This window comes from Flavobacterium frigidimaris, assembly GCF_002217275.1.
Lineage (GTDB): Bacteria > Bacteroidota > Bacteroidia > Flavobacteriales > Flavobacteriaceae > Flavobacterium > Flavobacterium aquidurense.
Genome location: NZ_MUGV01000023.1, coordinates 62,956 through 80,561 on the forward strand (window position 1 = coordinate 62,956; position 17,606 = coordinate 80,561).

Annotated in this window: 17 protein-coding genes and 1 tRNA gene; 11 read left to right on the forward strand and 7 right to left on the reverse strand. The window is 32.5% G+C overall.

The window, feature by feature from the left end; all coding sequences use genetic code 11:
• Positions 1-76: 76 nt before the first annotated feature.
• Both B0A65_RS14490 and B0A65_RS14495 read left to right on the forward strand, forming a co-directional pair.
• Positions 77-952, forward strand: coding sequence for a LysR substrate-binding domain-containing protein (locus tag B0A65_RS14490; protein ID WP_074662656.1), 876 nt, complete (start codon positions 77-79; stop codon positions 950-952).
• 60 nt (positions 953-1,012) lie between these two features.
• Positions 1,013-1,099 (forward strand) — tRNA-Ser (locus B0A65_RS14495).
• Between the two features lie 51 nt (positions 1,100-1,150).
• Here the strand turns inward: B0A65_RS14495 and B0A65_RS14500 are convergent.
• From B0A65_RS14500 to B0A65_RS14515, 4 genes are all read right to left on the reverse strand, one after another.
• Entirely contained in the window at positions 1,151-1,660 is a 510-nt protein-coding gene (locus B0A65_RS14500; protein ID WP_074662659.1) for a GNAT family N-acetyltransferase, read from the reverse strand.
• A gap of 382 nt (positions 1,661-2,042) precedes the next feature.
• A complete protein-coding gene (locus B0A65_RS14505) occupies positions 2,043-2,807 on the reverse strand; it encodes an SGNH/GDSL hydrolase family protein (protein ID WP_074662662.1) in 765 nt (254 codons plus the stop codon).
• A gap of 67 nt (positions 2,808-2,874) precedes the next feature.
• Complete coding sequence (locus B0A65_RS14510; protein ID WP_074662667.1) at positions 2,875-3,657, reverse strand: DUF3050 domain-containing protein; 783 nt, start codon at positions 3,655-3,657, stop codon at positions 2,875-2,877.
• Between the two features lie 87 nt (positions 3,658-3,744).
• A complete protein-coding gene (locus tag B0A65_RS14515) occupies positions 3,745-4,923 on the reverse strand; it encodes an acyl-CoA dehydrogenase family protein (RefSeq protein WP_074662835.1) in 1,179 nt (392 codons plus the stop codon).
• 164 nt (positions 4,924-5,087) lie between these two features.
• On the opposite strand from B0A65_RS14515, the gene B0A65_RS14520 reads away from it, so the two are divergent.
• The 3 genes from B0A65_RS14520 to B0A65_RS14530 all read left to right on the forward strand — a co-directional run bounded on the left by B0A65_RS14520 (position 5,088) and on the right by B0A65_RS14530 (position 9,540).
• A complete protein-coding gene (locus B0A65_RS14520; protein ID WP_074662670.1) occupies positions 5,088-6,839 on the forward strand; it encodes an AraC family transcriptional regulator in 1,752 nt (583 codons plus the stop codon).
• Between the two features lie 67 nt (positions 6,840-6,906).
• Positions 6,907-8,241 carry a tetratricopeptide repeat protein gene (locus tag B0A65_RS14525; protein WP_207556440.1) on the forward strand — a complete coding sequence of 445 codons (1,335 nt, stop codon included), beginning with the start codon at positions 6,907-6,909 and terminating at the stop codon, positions 8,239-8,241.
• A gap of 30 nt (positions 8,242-8,271) precedes the next feature.
• Complete coding sequence (locus tag B0A65_RS14530) at positions 8,272-9,540, forward strand: tetratricopeptide repeat protein (RefSeq protein ID WP_074662677.1); 1,269 nt, start codon at positions 8,272-8,274, stop codon at positions 9,538-9,540.
• A gap of 140 nt (positions 9,541-9,680) precedes the next feature.
• On the opposite strand, the gene B0A65_RS14535 is transcribed toward B0A65_RS14530, so the two are convergent.
• Positions 9,681-9,824, reverse strand: coding sequence for an rSAM-modified peptide (locus B0A65_RS14535; RefSeq protein WP_089069641.1), 144 nt, complete (start codon positions 9,822-9,824; stop codon positions 9,681-9,683).
• 260 nt (positions 9,825-10,084) lie between these two features.
• Here B0A65_RS14535 and B0A65_RS14540 point away from each other — a divergent pair, with 260 nt between their 5' ends.
• The 6 genes from B0A65_RS14540 to B0A65_RS14555 all read left to right on the forward strand — a co-directional run bounded on the left by B0A65_RS14540 (position 10,085) and on the right by B0A65_RS14555 (position 16,288).
• Positions 10,085-11,641, forward strand: coding sequence for a vitamin K epoxide reductase family protein (locus tag B0A65_RS14540; protein WP_074662679.1), 1,557 nt, complete (start codon positions 10,085-10,087; stop codon positions 11,639-11,641).
• Positions 11,642-11,729: 88 nt separating this feature from the next.
• Positions 11,730-11,906, forward strand: coding sequence for a hypothetical protein (locus B0A65_RS23300; protein ID WP_207556441.1), 177 nt, complete (start codon positions 11,730-11,732; stop codon positions 11,904-11,906).
• A gap of 19 nt (positions 11,907-11,925) precedes the next feature.
• Positions 11,926-12,117, forward strand: a complete 192-nt coding sequence (locus B0A65_RS14545) for a hypothetical protein (RefSeq protein WP_074662682.1) — start codon at positions 11,926-11,928, stop codon at positions 12,115-12,117.
• A 361-nt stretch (positions 12,118-12,478) separates the two neighbouring features.
• On the forward strand, positions 12,479-12,646 hold the full coding sequence (locus B0A65_RS23305) for a hypothetical protein (protein ID WP_207556442.1): 168 nt from the start codon (positions 12,479-12,481) through the stop codon (positions 12,644-12,646).
• A gap of 151 nt (positions 12,647-12,797) precedes the next feature.
• The gene (locus B0A65_RS14550) at positions 12,798-14,990 is read left to right on the forward strand and encodes a peptidase domain-containing ABC transporter (protein WP_074662685.1); all 2,193 of its coding nucleotides are present in this window, start codon (positions 12,798-12,800) and stop codon (positions 14,988-14,990) included.
• Positions 14,991-14,992: 2 nt separating this feature from the next.
• Positions 14,993-16,288 (forward strand): HlyD family secretion protein, encoded by a 1,296-nt coding sequence (locus B0A65_RS14555; RefSeq protein WP_074662687.1) that lies wholly within the window; start codon positions 14,993-14,995, stop codon positions 16,286-16,288.
• Between the two features lie 2 nt (positions 16,289-16,290).
• Here B0A65_RS14555 and B0A65_RS14560 read toward each other — a convergent pair whose 3' ends face one another.
• Both B0A65_RS14560 and rimM read right to left on the reverse strand, forming a co-directional pair.
• Positions 16,291-17,004, reverse strand: coding sequence for a tRNA1(Val) (adenine(37)-N6)-methyltransferase (locus B0A65_RS14560; RefSeq protein WP_074662690.1), 714 nt, complete (start codon positions 17,002-17,004; stop codon positions 16,291-16,293).
• Between the two features lie 67 nt (positions 17,005-17,071).
• On the reverse strand, positions 17,072-17,596 hold the full coding sequence (gene rimM, locus B0A65_RS14565; RefSeq protein WP_074662693.1) for a ribosome maturation factor RimM: 525 nt from the start codon (positions 17,594-17,596) through the stop codon (positions 17,072-17,074).
• Positions 17,597-17,606 lie beyond the last annotated feature (10 nt).

Below are 17,606 nucleotides of genomic sequence, written 5' to 3' on the forward strand. Positions count from 1 at the left end.
TTTACAAAGTTCGGGATTATGATTTCATTAGAAAAATTAATAATTTTACTTATAATAAGTAGTAAAACTTATCGATATGGAAATCTATCAATTACAATATTTTATTAAAACGGCTGAAGTACTGCATTTTACTAAAGCGGCAGAATTGTGTTTTGTAACGCAATCCGGGCTTTCGCAACAAATTAAAAAGTTAGAAGAAGAACTCGGAATGCCTTTGTTTGTGCGAATTGGAAAGAAAGTACAGCTTACCGAGGCCGGATCTGTTTTTTTAATTCATGCCAAACAAATTATAGAAAATGTCCAAAGCGGCAAACAGGCTATTGATGATTTAAATGAAATGATTGGTGGAGAACTGCGGATTGGCGTTACTTATATTTTTGGACTTTTGGTCTTGCCGATCGTCGATTTGTTTGCCAGGACTTATCCACATTTAAAAATTGTTGTCGAATATGGCACAACAGAACCTTTGGAACAAAAACTATTGAATAACGAATTAGACTTGGTTTTAGTTATCTCTTCTAATGAAATTGAACTCCCTTTTCAGAAAGTACCGTTGTTTACTTCAAAGTTGGTTTTGGCGGTTTCAAAAATGCATCCGTTAGCGGTTTTAGATAAAATTTCATTTAAGAAAATAGAAGATCTTCCGCTTATTTTACCTGTAAAAGGGTTTAATTCAAGAGAATTTCTTGATGAATTGTTTCTAAAAAATAATATGAAGCCTACTGTTTCGATTGAATTAAATGCAGTTCATGCTTTATTGCGATTAGTGGGAGACAGTGATTATTGGGCGACGATTGTAACGGAAAAAGCCCTAAAAGGCTGGGATAATATAAAAGCGATCAACATTACGGGAGTTGCAACACAAAGAGATTCGTTTATGTTAACGATAGAAGGAGCGTACCAAAAAAAGGCAGTTAAATTATTTATGGAAGAATTCAGAAAAAGTATGTAAACTAATTTTTGATTTTGTTTTTCTAACTCAGTTTTTTTTGTGTTCTTTGCAGACCAATAAAGAGAGGTGTCCGAGTGGTTGAAGGAGCTAGCCTGGAAAGCTAGTATATGGGTAACTGTATCGTGGGTTCGAATCCCATCCTCTCTGCAAAAAAAATCCCTTATGATTTCGTCATAAGGGATTTTTGTTTTTTAGAGATTAGTATAGCTTAATCTCAAACAAGCTAAAAGAACCTTCTTTGTAATGTTCCGGTAATTCGTTCGTCCATTCGATAGTGCTGATTCCTTTGTAATCGAAACCACAACTTGTATAGTATTTGTTTATTCTTTCGTTTCCGCTATGCGTGTCAAGTCTGATGTATTGTTTGCCATTTTCTTTGGCATAAATTTTTGTCCATTCTATGATTTTTTTGACATAGGATTGTCCTCTGAATTTGGGATTTGTTGCAATACGATGCAAGTATACGGCAGGATCTGCACTTGCATCTTTCCAGATCACTACATCGTTAAAAGTAAGCACGAAGGTACAGGCAACTTCATTGCCTTCTTTTATTATAAAATGACGATTTTCTGCTATTTCTTTTTCGATTAGAGTTCTTTCAAAACCCCTCCAACTTTTATTATTAACCGTTTTTTGATAAGATGTAGCTTCGTTATAAATATTGAAAACGGCATCAATATCTTCATTTGTAGTTTTGAAAAAATCCATTTTTAAGAGCATTCTGTAGATTAATGAATTTACAAAAGTAAATTTTTTAAGGTTTCTGAATTCTTGAAAAAACGATAATTTCTAATTTTGCCCCGATAGAAACCTACTGTTCGGACACAAGTATAAAAACAAACACGAATTCCACTAATTGCCACTAATTGCCACTAATTTTCGTTCGTGAAATTAATTTCACAAACTAAGCTAACTATTAAAATTAGTGCAAATTGGTGAAATTTGTGTTTAAAATTAATTTATAATATGTATGTGTCCAGACGGTAGGATAGAAACGGCATTCTTTTGTGTCGCGGCGGCTGGCATAAAAGATATAGTGGATAGCGGGACGATTCGTCTTTTGAAAATTGAACTATTGCTCTTAAAAAAACTAATCCTGCAAAGCCATTTTGACCTGAGGGAGCATACGTTCAACAAACAACTTATAAGCAGCTTCTGAAGGATGCAAGCCATCTGATGCTACTAAGCTTGGATTTTCGAGGCCTTTTTGGGTAATATCAGTGATTGAAGTAAAATTAACTCCGTTTATCGTACAATAATTTTCAGCAAAAGTATTGTATTGGTTTATTTCATTCGAAATTTTTGTGCCTTGACCCTGCATTTGAGTCGTGCCGAAAGGTGTGTAAGCATAGTCTGGAATTGAAAGAACAATTACATTTTTTTTATCGCCCTTTGCCAGCATAATGGCTTTGTTTACCAATTCTGGAAATTCTTTTTCATAAATAGAAAAGTCCCTTCCCTGGTATTGATTGTTGACGCCAATTAAAAGTGTAACTAAATCATAACCAGGATTTAGATTTTGATTATTTAGGGCAGAAATTAAATTTGTTGTAGTCCAGCCAGTGGTTGCGATTATTTTTAAAGAAAAGCCGGCTTGCGGATAAATTGCTTTTAAACTTGCTTTGAGTTGTTCCGGAAAACGACAAGTTTCGCAAACGCTTTGACCAATGGTATAACTATCGCCTAAAGCCAAATAATTTACTGAACCTGAAATTGGTATAGTAGGAACCTGAGTGGAAGGAGGAATAACAGCCGGAGGTGTAGTTGCCATTTCTGAAGGTGTTTCTTCAGAGCTGCAACTCAGTAAGAATATGGAAAGAATAACAATAACTATTTGTTTGAAATGTGGTTTCATAATTTGTATTAATTAGATTCTGAATCATTCTAAACAAATAGTTACGTTTAATATATTGATTTGGTTTTTATACCATTTCTGCTTTCATCACGATTTCTTCTTCAATGGCATTCCAAAGTCCAATTCTTTTTTCCAGGGCAAGTATTGAAATTTCTTCGACTTCTTTCCATTTTTGAGCATCATCTTCACATAAATCTGTGATCATCTGCATTGCCATTGGCCCGTGTTCATCTGCATCCAGTTCTATATGTCTTTCGAAGTAATAAAGCAATTTGCTTAGATCAGTCTCCGGCAGATTTTTTTGAAAGTTTTTTAAAATTGCGGTAAACATACTCGGAATTAAATCTTCTCTTCCAAAAGTAAAAGCGGCAGCAATTTCATGTGGTTTTCCTTCTTCGATAACTCTAAAAGTAAAATCCAAAAAGGCTTTAACATTTGGATGTAATGTGCTTTGTTTGATGGCAACAAAAATATTGTGAAGTGAATGTACTTCAGCTAAAAAAGTATTGATTCCGCTGGTTTCAGCGCCACAATCTTCCATGGCTTCAAGGTACATTTCGTAATGGCTTTGTCTTCGTCCGTCAATTGTTAAATCAGTTTCTTCGGCAAGAACAATTTCATTGATCAAATATCTTGTTTCAGGATTTTTTGTAGCAAACCAAGGAGTAGTTGTGCAGGTAAGTTTGGCTTGTAAAGCTTTTAATAGTGACATAAAATCCCAAACGGCATAAACATGATTTTCTAAGAAAATATGCAAATCATCAATGTTTTGGATTTTGTTGTATAAAGAATGTTGTAAAAGTTGTTCTTTTTGAGGTTGAATGCTATTGTTTATAGTTTCAATATTCATTTTTGGAATTTTTGTGCAAAGATAAAAAGCTTCCCGGTTAGAAGAAGCTTTTACTATTGTTTTTGTATATATTTTAATAATTGTTTATTATTTAAATGCTGGAATTCCAGTTACATCCATTCCGGTAATCAATAAATGTATGTCGTGAGTACCTTCATAAGTAATAACACTTTCAAGGTTCATCATGTGTCGCATAATAGAATATTCACCTGTAATTCCCATTCCGCCCAACATTTGTCTGGCTTCACGGGCAATATGAATGGCCATATCGACATTATTGCGTTTTGCCATCGAAATTTGAGCCGTTGTTGCCTTTCCTTCGTTTCTCAAAACACCTAAACGCCAGGTTAATAATTGTGCTTTTGTGATTTCGGTAATCATTTCAGCCAGTTTTTTCTGTTGCAATTGCGTTCCTCCAATTGGTTTTCCAAACTGAATTCGTTCTTTAGCATATCGTAAAGCGGTATCATAACAGTCCATTGCTGCTCCAATTGCTCCCCAGGCAATTCCGTAACGAGCTGAATCTAAACAACCAAGCGGTGCACCTAATCCAGATTTATTTGGTAGAAGATTTTCTTTAGGAACTTTTACATTATCAAAAATTAATTCACCGGTTGATGATGCACGAAGCGACCATTTATTATGTGTTTCAGGAGTTGTAAAACCTTCCATTCCGCGTTCAACAATTAAACCGTGAATTCTGCCTTCTTGATCTTTGGCCCAAACTACAGCAATATCTGCAAAAGGAGCGTTTGAAATCCACATTTTTGCACCATTTAAAAGATAATGATCTCCCATATCCTTAAAATTGGTTATCATACTTCCGGGATCTGAACCGTGATCTGGTTCAGTTAAACCAAAACAACCCATAAATTCTCCGGTTGCTAGTTTTGGCAAATATTTCATTCGCTGTTCTTCGTTTCCGTATTTCCAAATGGGGTACATTACCAAAGAAGATTGTACAGATGAAGTAGATCGCACGCCAGAATCACCTCTTTCGATTTCCTGCATAATTAGACCATAAGAAATTTGGTCTAATCCTGCACCACCATATTCAACTGGAATATAAGGTCCGAAGCCACCAATTTCTCCAAGTCCTTTAATAATTTGTTTAGGAAATTCTGCCTTTTGAGCGTATTCTTCTATAATAGGCGAAACTTCTCTTTTAACCCATGCACGTGCAGACTCACGAACTAATTTGTGTTCGTCTGTTAAAAGATCGTCAAGGTTGTAATAATCTGGGGCTTGAAATAAATCTGGTTTCATTTTTGATAGTTTTACAAAAACAAATTTACGCATTATAAATATAACAAAACACGTCTAAATTGTTATATTTTTTTAATTTCGTAACAAAATTAACAACAGTATAGCAAATAAATTTTAGTTTATTGAAAATTTAAGCGTTATTTTTGAAATCCAAAAACAAATAAATGAGGCTAATCATCTCTTTTTTACTACTTTTTGTTCTTAATTTTGGTTTTGCACAAAAAAAGCAAATTAGTGAACAGGACTACTTACGACTGCAAGATAAAATTCGTCTTCATTTCAATGCAAATGTCGATAGCGCCCTTGTATACGCTTACCAAATGGAAAAATCCAATAATAATAAACATTTGGCTTTTGCAAATGGCGTGATGACCGTTTTTTTTCAGGTAAAAGGTAATTCAAAAGAATCTCAAAAAAGATATAAAGCAGCCTTTTTTTATTTGGAAAAAATGCCTGATTCTCCGGATAAAACTCAAATGAAATCCTACATCTATAATTACGGAGGTATTGCAGAGTCTGCAAAAGGAAATCTTAGCAAAGCCCTTGAATATTATCAGACAGGTCTCAAGTTTTGTACCGAAATTAATGATATAAAACAGATTGTTAAGATTAAAGGTAACATCGCAATACTAAATGAAACAGTTGGAAACTACCAGCTAACCATTAAAAATCTAAAATATCTTAATAATTTTATTGATGAAAATGAAGGTGTTTTTACTAAAGTGGAATTATTGAACCACAAAAGTAATTATAATCTTGGTTTAGGGAGTGCTTATGAAAGCTACTTCATGAAAAATCTAAATAAAAGACAACTGCTTGATTCGACCGAATATTACTACAAGAAAGCAATAAATTATTCGCAAAATTTCGCCTCAAATAAAATCTCTGCACAACTAAGCTTAGGAAACGTCTACAATTGGAAACACGATTTTAAAAACGCCGAAAAAACCTATTACGATGTTATATTTTTAGCACAGCAAAACAATATGATCGATGTTTTGTGTACAGCTAATTACAATTTGGGCGATATTTATTATACAACCAAAAAATATGACAAAGCACTGGTTTTCTTTAAAAAATGCGATTCACTTGCTGCAACAACAAATTCGAATACCATAGATTATTTAAAATCTAATTTTTATCAGGCAAAAATTTATAATATTCTTAAACAGCCTGATCTGGCTTATAAGCATTCCAGAATTTATTTGGATAATTATGAGCACTACGAAGCAAAATTAAGTGAAGAAGCTTTAGAAGTAAATTATAAGCAGGGAGTCGATGATTTGACAGCTGAAATGGTTACGATTGAAAAGAAATATCAAAGTGAGGTATTTTTAAATAGGGGGCTTAAAGTTTTCTATGTATTATTATTTATAGGTATTGTCTTTTTATTGATTAAAAACATAAGAGATAAAAATAAAGCACATAAAAAAATGAATGCTTTAATTGAGGAATTTAAGGCAAATATTGAAAAGAAAAACAATCCTGAAATTGAAATTCCGGAAAAAGAAGAAGTGCTAGGAAACGAGGAAATTCAGCTTAAAAAAGAAAATGTAAATCTAAGTATTGATGAGGCTAAAGAAAATAAAATAGTGGAGAAATTATTGGCACTAGAGAATAAATTAGAATATTTAAATGCTGATTTTACCTTGCCTTATGTTGCAAAAAAAATAAAAACAAATACGACTTATTTATCTTATGTAGTAAATAAACGATTTGGTAAATCTTTTGGTGAATACTCTAATGAATTGAAAATTAATTACGTAATCAACGAAATGATAACCAATCATATGTATAGAAAATACTCTACACAGGCTATTGCAGAAAGTGTAGGTTTCAAGAATGCAGTTTCTTTTGCAAAATCTTTCCGTAAAAGAACAGGCGTATCTCCCGCCCAGTTTGCCAGTAATATTTAGTTTTGTGATGTTTCCTGTAGTTCCGACATTTTTAAAAACAAATTTTACGAGGCTGACTATCTGTCTGTTGTCTTTTTTTATTTTAGGTACTGCATTTGCTCAGCAGAAAAATACAGTGATCGAAGATGATTACGAAACATTAAAAGGCAAAATCCGACTGTACTTTAATGCATCGACAGATCGCGCACTTATGTATGCCGAACAAATGGCAAAATCAAGCAATTATGAACATCTGGCCTTTGCCAATGGTGCAATGTCCTGCTTGCTTGAAAGTAAAGGAGAAACAGAAAAATCTAACGAAAAATATAATAAGGCACTTGCTTATTTAGATAAAATGCCAGAATCTAAAGTTAAAAAGAGTGTGATGTCTTCTGTTTATAACTATAAAGGATTAACAGAGTGGTATAGGGGGAATCATAGTGCCGCATTAGAAAAATTTCAGGAAGGCATTAAACTTTCTTCTGAAATAGGAGATATCAAGCAGATTATTAAGTTCAAGTCAAATATTGCATTAATCAATAAATCTATAGGGAATCTTCAATTATCGATTAAAATTTCAAAAGAGATCATTGATTTTTTGGATAAAAATGAAGCACTGTACACGAAGAATGATCTTTTAAATGTACAAAGTGGCGTGTACCTTAGTTTGGGTGGTGCTTATGAAAATTATTTTGTAGAGAATAAAAACGTAAAAACACTTGATTCAGCTGCTTATTTTTACAAAAAGACGATTCTGTATTCTAAATTATTTCCGGATAATTTAACTATTGCGAAACTAAGTTTAGGGAATATTTTAAACTGGAAAGGGGGTTACAAAAATGCAGAAAAAACGTATTATGAAGTTATAGCATTGGTAAAACAGACTGGTAGCAGCGATTTAAGTGATTTTATTATTGCTTATTATAATTTAGGCGATATTTATTTAACAACTAAAAAATACAATAAGGCTTTGGTTTTTTTTAGAAAAAGCGATTCGGTTTCACTTTTAACAAACAATGAACCCTACACTTATCTGAAATCAAATTGCTATCAGGCCAGAATTTATAATATGCTCAGAATGCCAGAACTAGCTCATAAACATTCAAGGATTTATCTGGACAGATTAGATGAGTTTGAATCTAAATTAAGAGAAGAAAGATTAAATGTAAATTATAAACAGGGAGAAGAAAATCTGACAGCCGAAATGCTTTCTATTGAAAAAAAATATAAACAAGATCTTTTTTTGACCAGAGGGCTCAATTTTTTTTATATACTTCTATTTCTGGCACTTCTGTTTCTTTTGATCAAAAGCATAAGTTCCAAAAATAAGGTTCAAAAAGAGATGATTATCCTGACTGAAAATTCTAAAGCAAAAATAGTGAGTAACGCGAGGCCAATTGCTGTTAAGCCAAAATCTTTTTAAATAGAAAATTAAGTCTGAAAAACAAATTTAATGAAACCAATTTACTGTTTTCTATTCTTTTTCATCTTAGCTGTTTCGTTTTCCCAGCAGAAAAACACAGTTATTGAGGATGATTATGAAACATTGAAAGATAAAATCCGACTGTATTTTAATGCTTCTACAGATCGTTCTCTTGCTTATGCAGAACAAATGGCAAAATCCAGTAATTATGAACACCTGGCTTTTGCCAATGGAGCAATATCTTGTTTGTTGCAAAAGAAGAGCGAAGTAAAAAAATCTGATGAAAAGTATAAAAAGGCCATTGCCTATTTAGATAAGATGCCTGATTCTAAAGATAAAAAACGTGTAACAGCAGATGTTTATAATTATAAAGGATTAACGGAGTGGTACAGAGGTAATTATAGTGCTGCTTTGAAGAAATTTCAGGAAGGAATTGAAGTTTCTGCGCAAATCAAAGATGTTAAACAAATTATTAAGTTCAAATCAAATATTGCATTAATCAACGAGTCGGTTGGAAACTATCAACTCTCCATTAAAAACTCAAAAGAACTTCTTTACTTTATTGGTAAAAATGAAGGATTATATACAAAGGATGAACTTTTAAATCGAAAAAGTTCTTTATATCTTGGTTTAGGTAGTGCCTATGAAAGTTTTTTTGTAGATAAGGGCAAAATGGAAATACTTGATACTGCTGCCTATTACTATAAAAAGACAATTCAATACTCTGAATTATTTCCCTATAATCTGGGCAGTGCAAAATTAAGTTTAGGAAATGTTTTCAATTGGAAAGGGGATTATAAAAATGCTGAGAAAACATATTATGACGTTGCCACACTACTGGCAAAAATTGATAGTGGCGATTTGGGAGTGGCGTATTATAATCTGGGAGATATTAATCTTACGACCAAAAAATATAAAAAAGCCTTGTATTTTTATAAAAAAAGCGATTCGGTTGCGCTTTTAAAAAACATGAACCAATATATTTATTTTAAATCGAATTGTTATCAGGCTAAGATTTACAATATACTCAAGATGCCTGAGCTTGCCCATAAACATTCTAAAATTTATCTGGATAGATTAGATGAATATGAAAGCAAATTAAGAGAGGAAAGACTAAAAGTAAACTACAAACAGGGAGCAGATGATTTAACTGCTGAAATGCTTTCTATTGATAAAAAATATAAAAAAGATCTTGTTTTGAATAGAGTACTGAATATCTTCTACATTATTATTTTAAGTGGAATTGGCTTTTTTCTAATAAGAGATAAAAGAAATAAAATAGAACTAAAAGAAAGATAATTACTTTAATTGTAGATCTAAAGTCCTTTTAAAAGTATTCGCAAGAGAATCGGAGTAATACCTCCAACTCAATTGCGAATAATTTTTTTTTATAAAAAGCTTACATTGGTTATTTGAAATACAATTTATTTTAGTTAATCTCATCCTCCAGTTCCGATAGTTCCCCCTCCTTTTTTTCCAGGATCAATATCACTGTCTGCATCTCCTCCTCGAACCGTTTTTTGTTGGTTTTTAGATAATTTTTCTACTTCGAAATCTTCAAATTTTAACTTCTGATTTGCCATGTTAATATGTGTTAGGATTATGATATGTCAAAACTAGGCAAAAAGGAAAACGCTTGATCGAGAATTGGGTTTTGAGCATTTTTACAAAATATTTTACATTATAATATATTGTTAATCAGTTATTTGTGAGTTTTATTCAGACTGATATAATTTATAAATTGTATGTAGTATAATTGATAAAATGTCTGCATTTAAGATAATTTGTTGGATAAAAACAGCAATATTTGCACTGTAATTATGATTTTAAACGATCCGAAAAGATGTTAAAACTTGTCCAGAAATTTCTACAAATAAATAGATACTCAGAGATAAAAAATGAGTTTAAGGATTTGTTTCTTTCTCATCCAAATTATCCAAGTTTATTTGCGATAACAGATTCGTTAGATCTTTTATCAATAGAAAACGCAGCAATAAGAGTTCCGAAAGAGCAGATAGTAGATTTGCCAGCAAATTTTCTGGCATACTTTCAGAACGAACTTATATTGGTAGAAAAAGGCAAAAATGATGTTCGTGTTACAACATCAAAAAAGGGGACTTTTAAAATGGCTTACGAAAAATTCCTTTTAGATTGGAATGGAGTAATTGTGGCTATTGAACCAAATAATGTAATTGCAAGAGAGAATTTGAAAATAGAATATAATTGGTTAAAATATTCTTTACCTCTTTTTCTTTTAGTTGGCTTATCATTTTTTTATAATACCTATAATTTGTTTAGTCTTGTTTTTTTAACAACTTCAATATTAGGTTTTATTGTTAGCATATTTATTGTACAGGAAAAGTTAGGGTTTAAAAATGCAATGATTTCAAAATTTTGTAATCTGAGCTCAAATTCCTCTTGTAGTTCTGTAATTAATGCTAATGAAGGAACAGAAAGTAAACTATTTAATTTTTCAGATTTGCCTTTGATTTTTTTCGGTTCAAGTTTGATCGCAGTTTTAGTAAAACCTTTTGATTCGGCAATTTTCATTGGCTTTTTAAGCATGCTTGCTATTCCTGTTATAGTGTCATCTATTTGGATTCAAAAATTTGAGATTCAAAAATGGTGTGTAATGTGTTTAGTTGTTTCGTTCTTAATTTTTACGCAAAGTGCTATTTGGTTTGCTTCAGATTTTTTTACACTAACTTTTACTTTTGAAAGCCTGTTTCCATTTTTATTTTCTTTGGTTCTTCTTGTTCCAATATGGCTTGTAACGAAACCAATAATAAAGGGAATTTTAAAAGTAGATAACTCGCTTAAAGATCTGAAAAAATTCAAAAGAAATTATTCGTTGTTAAACTTCTTGTCTAAAAAAGTTCCAAATACAAGTGGATTTGATGACTTGAGAGGTTTGAATTTCGGAAACAGAAATGCCGCAGTAAAACTTGCTGTAATTATCAGTCCAAGTTGCGGACATTGTAATACCACATTTCAGGAAGCATTTGATTTGGTTTTAAAATTCCCGGACAGAATATTTTTGAAAGTTTTATTTAATATCAATCCTGAAAATACCGACAATCCTTATAAAGCAGTTGTAGAAAGGCTTTTGACAATAAACAGATCAACACCAGGAAAAACAGTTGAAGCTATTTCAGATTGGCATATTAAAAAAATGAACCTGAAAAAATGGCTTAAAAAATGGCATGTAGAATCTGTCAGCATGATGATTAATCAGGAAATTAATAAACAATATGAGTGGTGTTCTAAAAACAATTTTAATTATACACCAGTTAAGATTGTAAATGACAAGTTATTTCCAAATGAATACGAATTAAATGAATTAAAATATTTCCTAAACGATTATGTTGAAGAAATAGAAATTCTTGAAAAGATAGCTTAATGCCGCCAAAATGTGTTGCATACTGGTAGAAAAGAAGCGGTAAATGTCTTTTGAAGAATGAAATTGTAAGCCCTAAAATTGAACCTATATGTTAAAGAGTATTTTGAACCTTGAAGGATCTCAGGAATTAACGGTGAATGAGCAAAAAATGATCATAGCTAGTAATGTAAAAGAAACATCGTCACGATGCGAAGCCTGGAAGAATGAAGAAGATTGTACACCGTACTTTCCGCTTGAAATTAGCTACGGCAATTATACAGATTAAAAATTAAAACATAATTGATATGTTAAAGAAAATCTTAAACCTCGAAAATGCTCAGCGAATTAGCAAAAATGAGCAAAAAACAATAACCGGAGGAATTCCTGATTGTTGGGTTTATGCAATCGAAGCGGGATGTGTTTTAGTAGCGGTTGGCGAGCCGTGCCCGATAGAAAAAACGCCAGGTATTTGCGATTCAAGTCGCCTTTGTTGTTGAGTTTTTTTATTTTTTATAAGTAATTACAATATAAAGCCTTATCAGAAATTTAGTCATGTTTTTTTTTGAATTTGTAGGCGCTCGATCGTGGAACATTGAGCAAATATCCCAACATTGATGATTGGTGTCGGGATTCTCAGGAAATTGGCCGCTGAGTTAATTTTATTTGGTTAGGGTTAACCAGTGCCATGTCCTAGAGAAAATTGTATTGCTAAATTTTTATTTTTTAGATAGTTAACAGAGAGAATTATGTTTTCTCTGTTTTTTTTAAACAAAATTAGTATTGTGTGAATTTTAGTAATAAAATATATACTAGAAGAATAAAACAGATTTAATTTTAATAACAAACAAAAAACACATTATGAAAAATTTAAAAAATTTGAACGGAGTTACGATCTTAAGTAAAAACGAACAAAAATCAATTAATGGAGGATGGGTTCCGCCACCGGGAGAATCTTGTCCAGTTGGAACTTGCCAATATTTTGAAAATGGACCTTGCAGAAGAGAGAATCCGAATCTTTGCATCTAATATTTGATGTAAGCTTTTTTAAAGAGAGGCTTTAATAAAAATTTAAAATACAGAAATAAATAGCTAAAAAAGGCAGAGAGAAATTGTTTTCCCTCTGCCTTTTTTTAAGAATTTTTATAGTATATTGTTGAAAAATTAACAAAATAAGTAGTTGAAAAAATTCACAAATTACAAACAAGCCGATTATAAGGATTGTGGACCAACATGTTTAAAAATAATAGCAAAACATTATGGTAAAACAATCAATATTCAGGAGTTGCGAAACATTAGCGAAACAACTCGTGAAGGAAGTAATTTGCTTTTTTTAAGTGATGCTGCAGAAAATATTGGTTTTAGGACTTTAGGTGTTAAACTAAACCCGGAAAGAATAAATGAGGCGCCATTGCCCTGCATTTTGCATTGGAATAAAAATCATTATGTAGTACTTTATAAAATAAAAAAAAATACTTATTATATCTCTGATCCGGCTTTTGGACTTATTGAATATAATAAAAAGGATTTTATTAAATTGTGGATAGGAAATAATGCAAACGAATCTACTCAGGAAGGAATAGCATTATTGATGGAGCCTACGCCAAAATTTTTTCAGTCTGAATTTGACAAGGAAGAGAATAACGGTTTAGGTTTTAAATTACTCTCACAATATGTTTTGCGTTATAAATCGTTCCTGATTCAATTAAGCATTGGTTTGTTTGCAAGTAGTTTGCTACAGTTAATTTTTCCGTTTTTAACCCAGAGTATTGTTGATGTTGGAATCCAGAATCAAAACATTCATTTTATTTATCTAATTCTCTTTGCACAATTATTTCTTTTTGCAGGAAGAACAGGTTTAGAGCTGATCCGAAGCTGGATATTGCTTCATCTTTCGACCCGAATAAATATATCGCTTATTTCAGATTTCTTTATCAAATTAATGAATTTACCTATTTCGTTTTTCGATGTCCGCATGACTGGAGATATTATGCAACGTATCAACGATCATCGTCGAATCGAAAAAATCCTGACCACATCCTCTTTAAATGTATTGTTTTCTGTGATTAATATGTTTGTAATGGGAGGTGTTCTGGCCTATTTTAATCTGAAGATATTTTTGGTTTTTTTTGCAGGTAGTTTACTTTATTTCGGATGGATTACCTTATTCTTAAAACGAAGAGAAGTCTTAGATTACAAGCGTTTTGCTGAGGTTTCGCAGGAACAGAGCAAGGTCATGGAACTTATAAACGGCATGCAGGAAATTAAACTGCACAATGCCGAAAAACAAAAACGCTGGGGCTGGGAATACGTGCAGGCAAGGCTTTTTAGAGTTTCGATAAAAGGATTGATTTTAGAACAAACCCAAACCATCGGGTCATCTGTAATTAATGAGCTTAAAAATATTTTCATCATATTTTTGTCTGCCAAATTGGTTATTGATGGTTCAATAACGCTCGGAATGATGTTGGCGATTAGCTCAATCGTAGGAAGTTTGAACGGGCCAATAACACAACTTATAGAATTTGTAAGAGAATTGCAGGATGCCAAAATATCTTTGGCACGACTGTCTGAAATTCATGAAAAAGAAGATGAGACACAACAGGAAGCGCATCAAAGTACTGAGGTACCGTATGATGAAGATATTGAAATAAAAAACCTTACTTATAGATATCTCGGCTCAGATATCCCGGTTTTGAATAATTTGAGTCTAACAATTCCGGCTAATAAAGTAACAGCAATAGTTGGTGTTAGCGGAAGCGGCAAAACAACACTAATGAAATTGCTGCTTAAATTCTATGAGCCGGAAAAAGGAGAAATTAATATCGGAAATGCGCAACTGAAAAACATTGCCCAGAAAGCCTGGCGATCCAATATTGGTGCTGTAATGCAGGAAGGATTTATTTTTAGCGATACAATTGCCAATAATATTGCTATTGGAGTAGATAAAATTGACAAGGAACGATTGGTTTATGCATCAGACGTGGCCAATATAAAAGAATATATCAGTGGTTTGCCATTGGGATATAATACCAAAATTGGAGCAGAAGGAACCGGCATGAGTACCGGACAAAAACAACGATTACTCATTGCAAGAGCTGTTTATAAAAACCCTGAAATATTATTTTTTGATGAAGCAACATCCGCTTTAGATGCCAATAATGAAAAAGCGATTATGCAAAAACTAGATGTGTTCTTTAAAAACAAAACCGTTATTGTAATTGCACATCGACTCAGTACAGTAATGAATGCCGATCAGATTGTGGTTTTAGATAAAGGGAAAATTATAGAAATTGGAAATCATTCTGCTTTAGTAGAACAAAAAGGAAATTATTTTGAATTGGTTAGAAATCAATTGCAGTTAGGAAATTAATTATGGCTGAAGACAATACTACATTTGAATTAAGAAGTGAAGAAGTCCAGGAGATTCTTACCAAAGTGCCACATTGGATGATTCGATGGGGAACTGTTTTGATATTTACTATTATTTTTATGCTCTTTTTTGTTTCGTGGTTTATAAAATACCCTGATGTTGTAAATACTGAAATTGTTATTACAACCAATATTCCGCCAGAGAAAATTGTATCAAAATCATCGGGCAGAATTGAAGCTATTCTGGTAAAAAATAAAGCCCTGGTTTCAAAGAATACTACATTGGCAATCATTGAAAATACAGCCAATTATAAAGATGTTTTTTTGCTCAAAAGTATCGTTGATTCTTATAATATTAATGATGCTAAAAAGGTATTTCCTTTCACGTTATTAAAGAACAAACAATTGGGAGAAATTGAAAGTGCCTTTGCAGTTTTTCAAAAGGATTACGAAGCAGAGCAACTCAATGAAAACTTGCAACCTTTTGAAGTCGAAAACAGAGCCCAAATTTCTGAAAAAATTCAAATTAAGGAAAGGTTGGATATTTTGCAACAGCAAAAAGTACTTAACGAGAGTGAGTTGCAATTACAAAAAAATGAAATTGCCCGTTTTGAAACATTATACAACAAAGGAATTATTTCTGCCCAGGAAATGGAAGCCAAAAAACTAGGGTATCTTCAGGCACAAAAGAGTTATAAGGGCTTATTAACGTCTATTTCTCAATTAAAATCCTCTTTGATTGATAATACAAAATTGAGTCAGAATTCGCAGATAAGCGGCACTAAAGAAGAAGTTAACCTCGGGAGAAATATGGCACAATCTTTCTATCAGCTTAAAAAAGTGATAAAAGATTGGGAACTGGCTTATACACTAAAATCATCAATTAGTGGTGTAGTTACTTTTTTGCAGGTGTGGAATGAAAATCAGACGATAAATATTGGAGATAATGTCTTTTCGATTATTCCTGATGCAAAGAATGGTTTTATCGGAAAAGTTAAAGCTCCGGCACTAAATTCAGGAAAAATAAAAGTAGGGCAAAAAGTCAATATTCGTTTGGCCAATTTTCCAGATAGAGAATTTGGAGTGTTAAAAGGCCAAATTCAAAATATCTCTCTTGTTCCGGATAAAGATGGAAATCTGCTCCTGGATGTTGCGCTTCCAAACGGATTATTGACATCCTACAACAAACAAATTGTATTTCAGCAGGAAATGAAAGGTAGCGCTGAAATCGTAACGGAAGATTTACGATTGATTGAAAGAATTTTGTATCAGTTCAAGAGTATTTTTGAACAAGTTTAAAATTACATCTTCAAATAAAAATCCTTCGTCAATTCTATATATTCAGCAGTATAAACGTGTCTGTCAATTTCGATAATTAATTCGTCGATCTCAATGTCTGGAGTTTCATTTCGGCTGAAAGCCAACAAACTGCGTTTGATTTCAGATTTTGGAGTTCCTTTTACACGTGTAATTTTTGTTGGATACAATTCCGATTCTTTGGCCAAAGCGATGAATTTTTCTTCTTCTTTAAAAGGAATAATCAAGGCAAATATGCCGTTTTCAGAAAGCAATAAATCTGCCGCTTCAACAAGTTCTTCAAAAGGCATTGCATCCTGAAAGCGAGCTAAATCACGCTGTTCGTTTTCAGTTTTATAATCTTCAGCATAAAAAGGTGGATTCGAAATAATCAGGTCGTATTCGTCTTCGGGTTCTTCAATAAATTCATCTAAACCGGCATGAAAACAAAATAAGCGATCTCCCCAAGGTGAATTTTCAAAATTTTCGACTGCCTGTTCATACGCATCCTCGTCAATTTCCAGCGCATCAATTTGTTCTGCATGAGTTCGCTGAGCCAGCATTAAAGCTATAATTCCAGTTCCCGCACCAACATCTAAAACGCTAAACGGATTATGATTTACAGGAGCCCAGGCACCTAATAAAACACCATCGGTTCCTACTTTCATAGCGCAGCGATCTTGATTGATAGAAAATTGCTTAAAAGTAAATTTAGACATAGCTAAAGATTTAAATAAAATTTAAGTAGAGGAAGACTGAAAACTGTGACCGAAAACTGAAAACTTATTACAAGTACATCTCAACCAACCCTTCCGGCAAGTTCATAATAACCTTTTTATTTTCACGATCAATTTTTACAAGGAAATGGTCGATCATCGGAATTAACATTTCGATTTCGCCATTAAGAACTTCAAAAAGAGGTTGTGCAGTCGTATCGTTGACAGCAACTATTTTTCCAAAAACGCCTAAGCGCTGGTCTTCGATTTCAAAACCGATAACTTCATGGAAATAAAATTTGTTACCGGAAAGTTTTGGTAACATACTTAATGGAAGATAAATGGCATTTCCCATAATGGCATCTGCATCTTCTTCGGTATTCATATCTTCAAAACGAATTCTAAGAAAGTCGTTTTTGTGCAAAGAACTTTTTTCAATAAAAAAAGGAACCAGGTGTTTGTTGCATTCAACAAACACTGATTCCAGATTTTCGTATAACTCAGGTTCGTCCGTGTCTAAATAGGCCAGGACTTCACCTTTGAAACTAAATTTTTTAGCGATTTTACCTAAATAAAAACATTCTTCTTTACGCATTCTCGCTAGC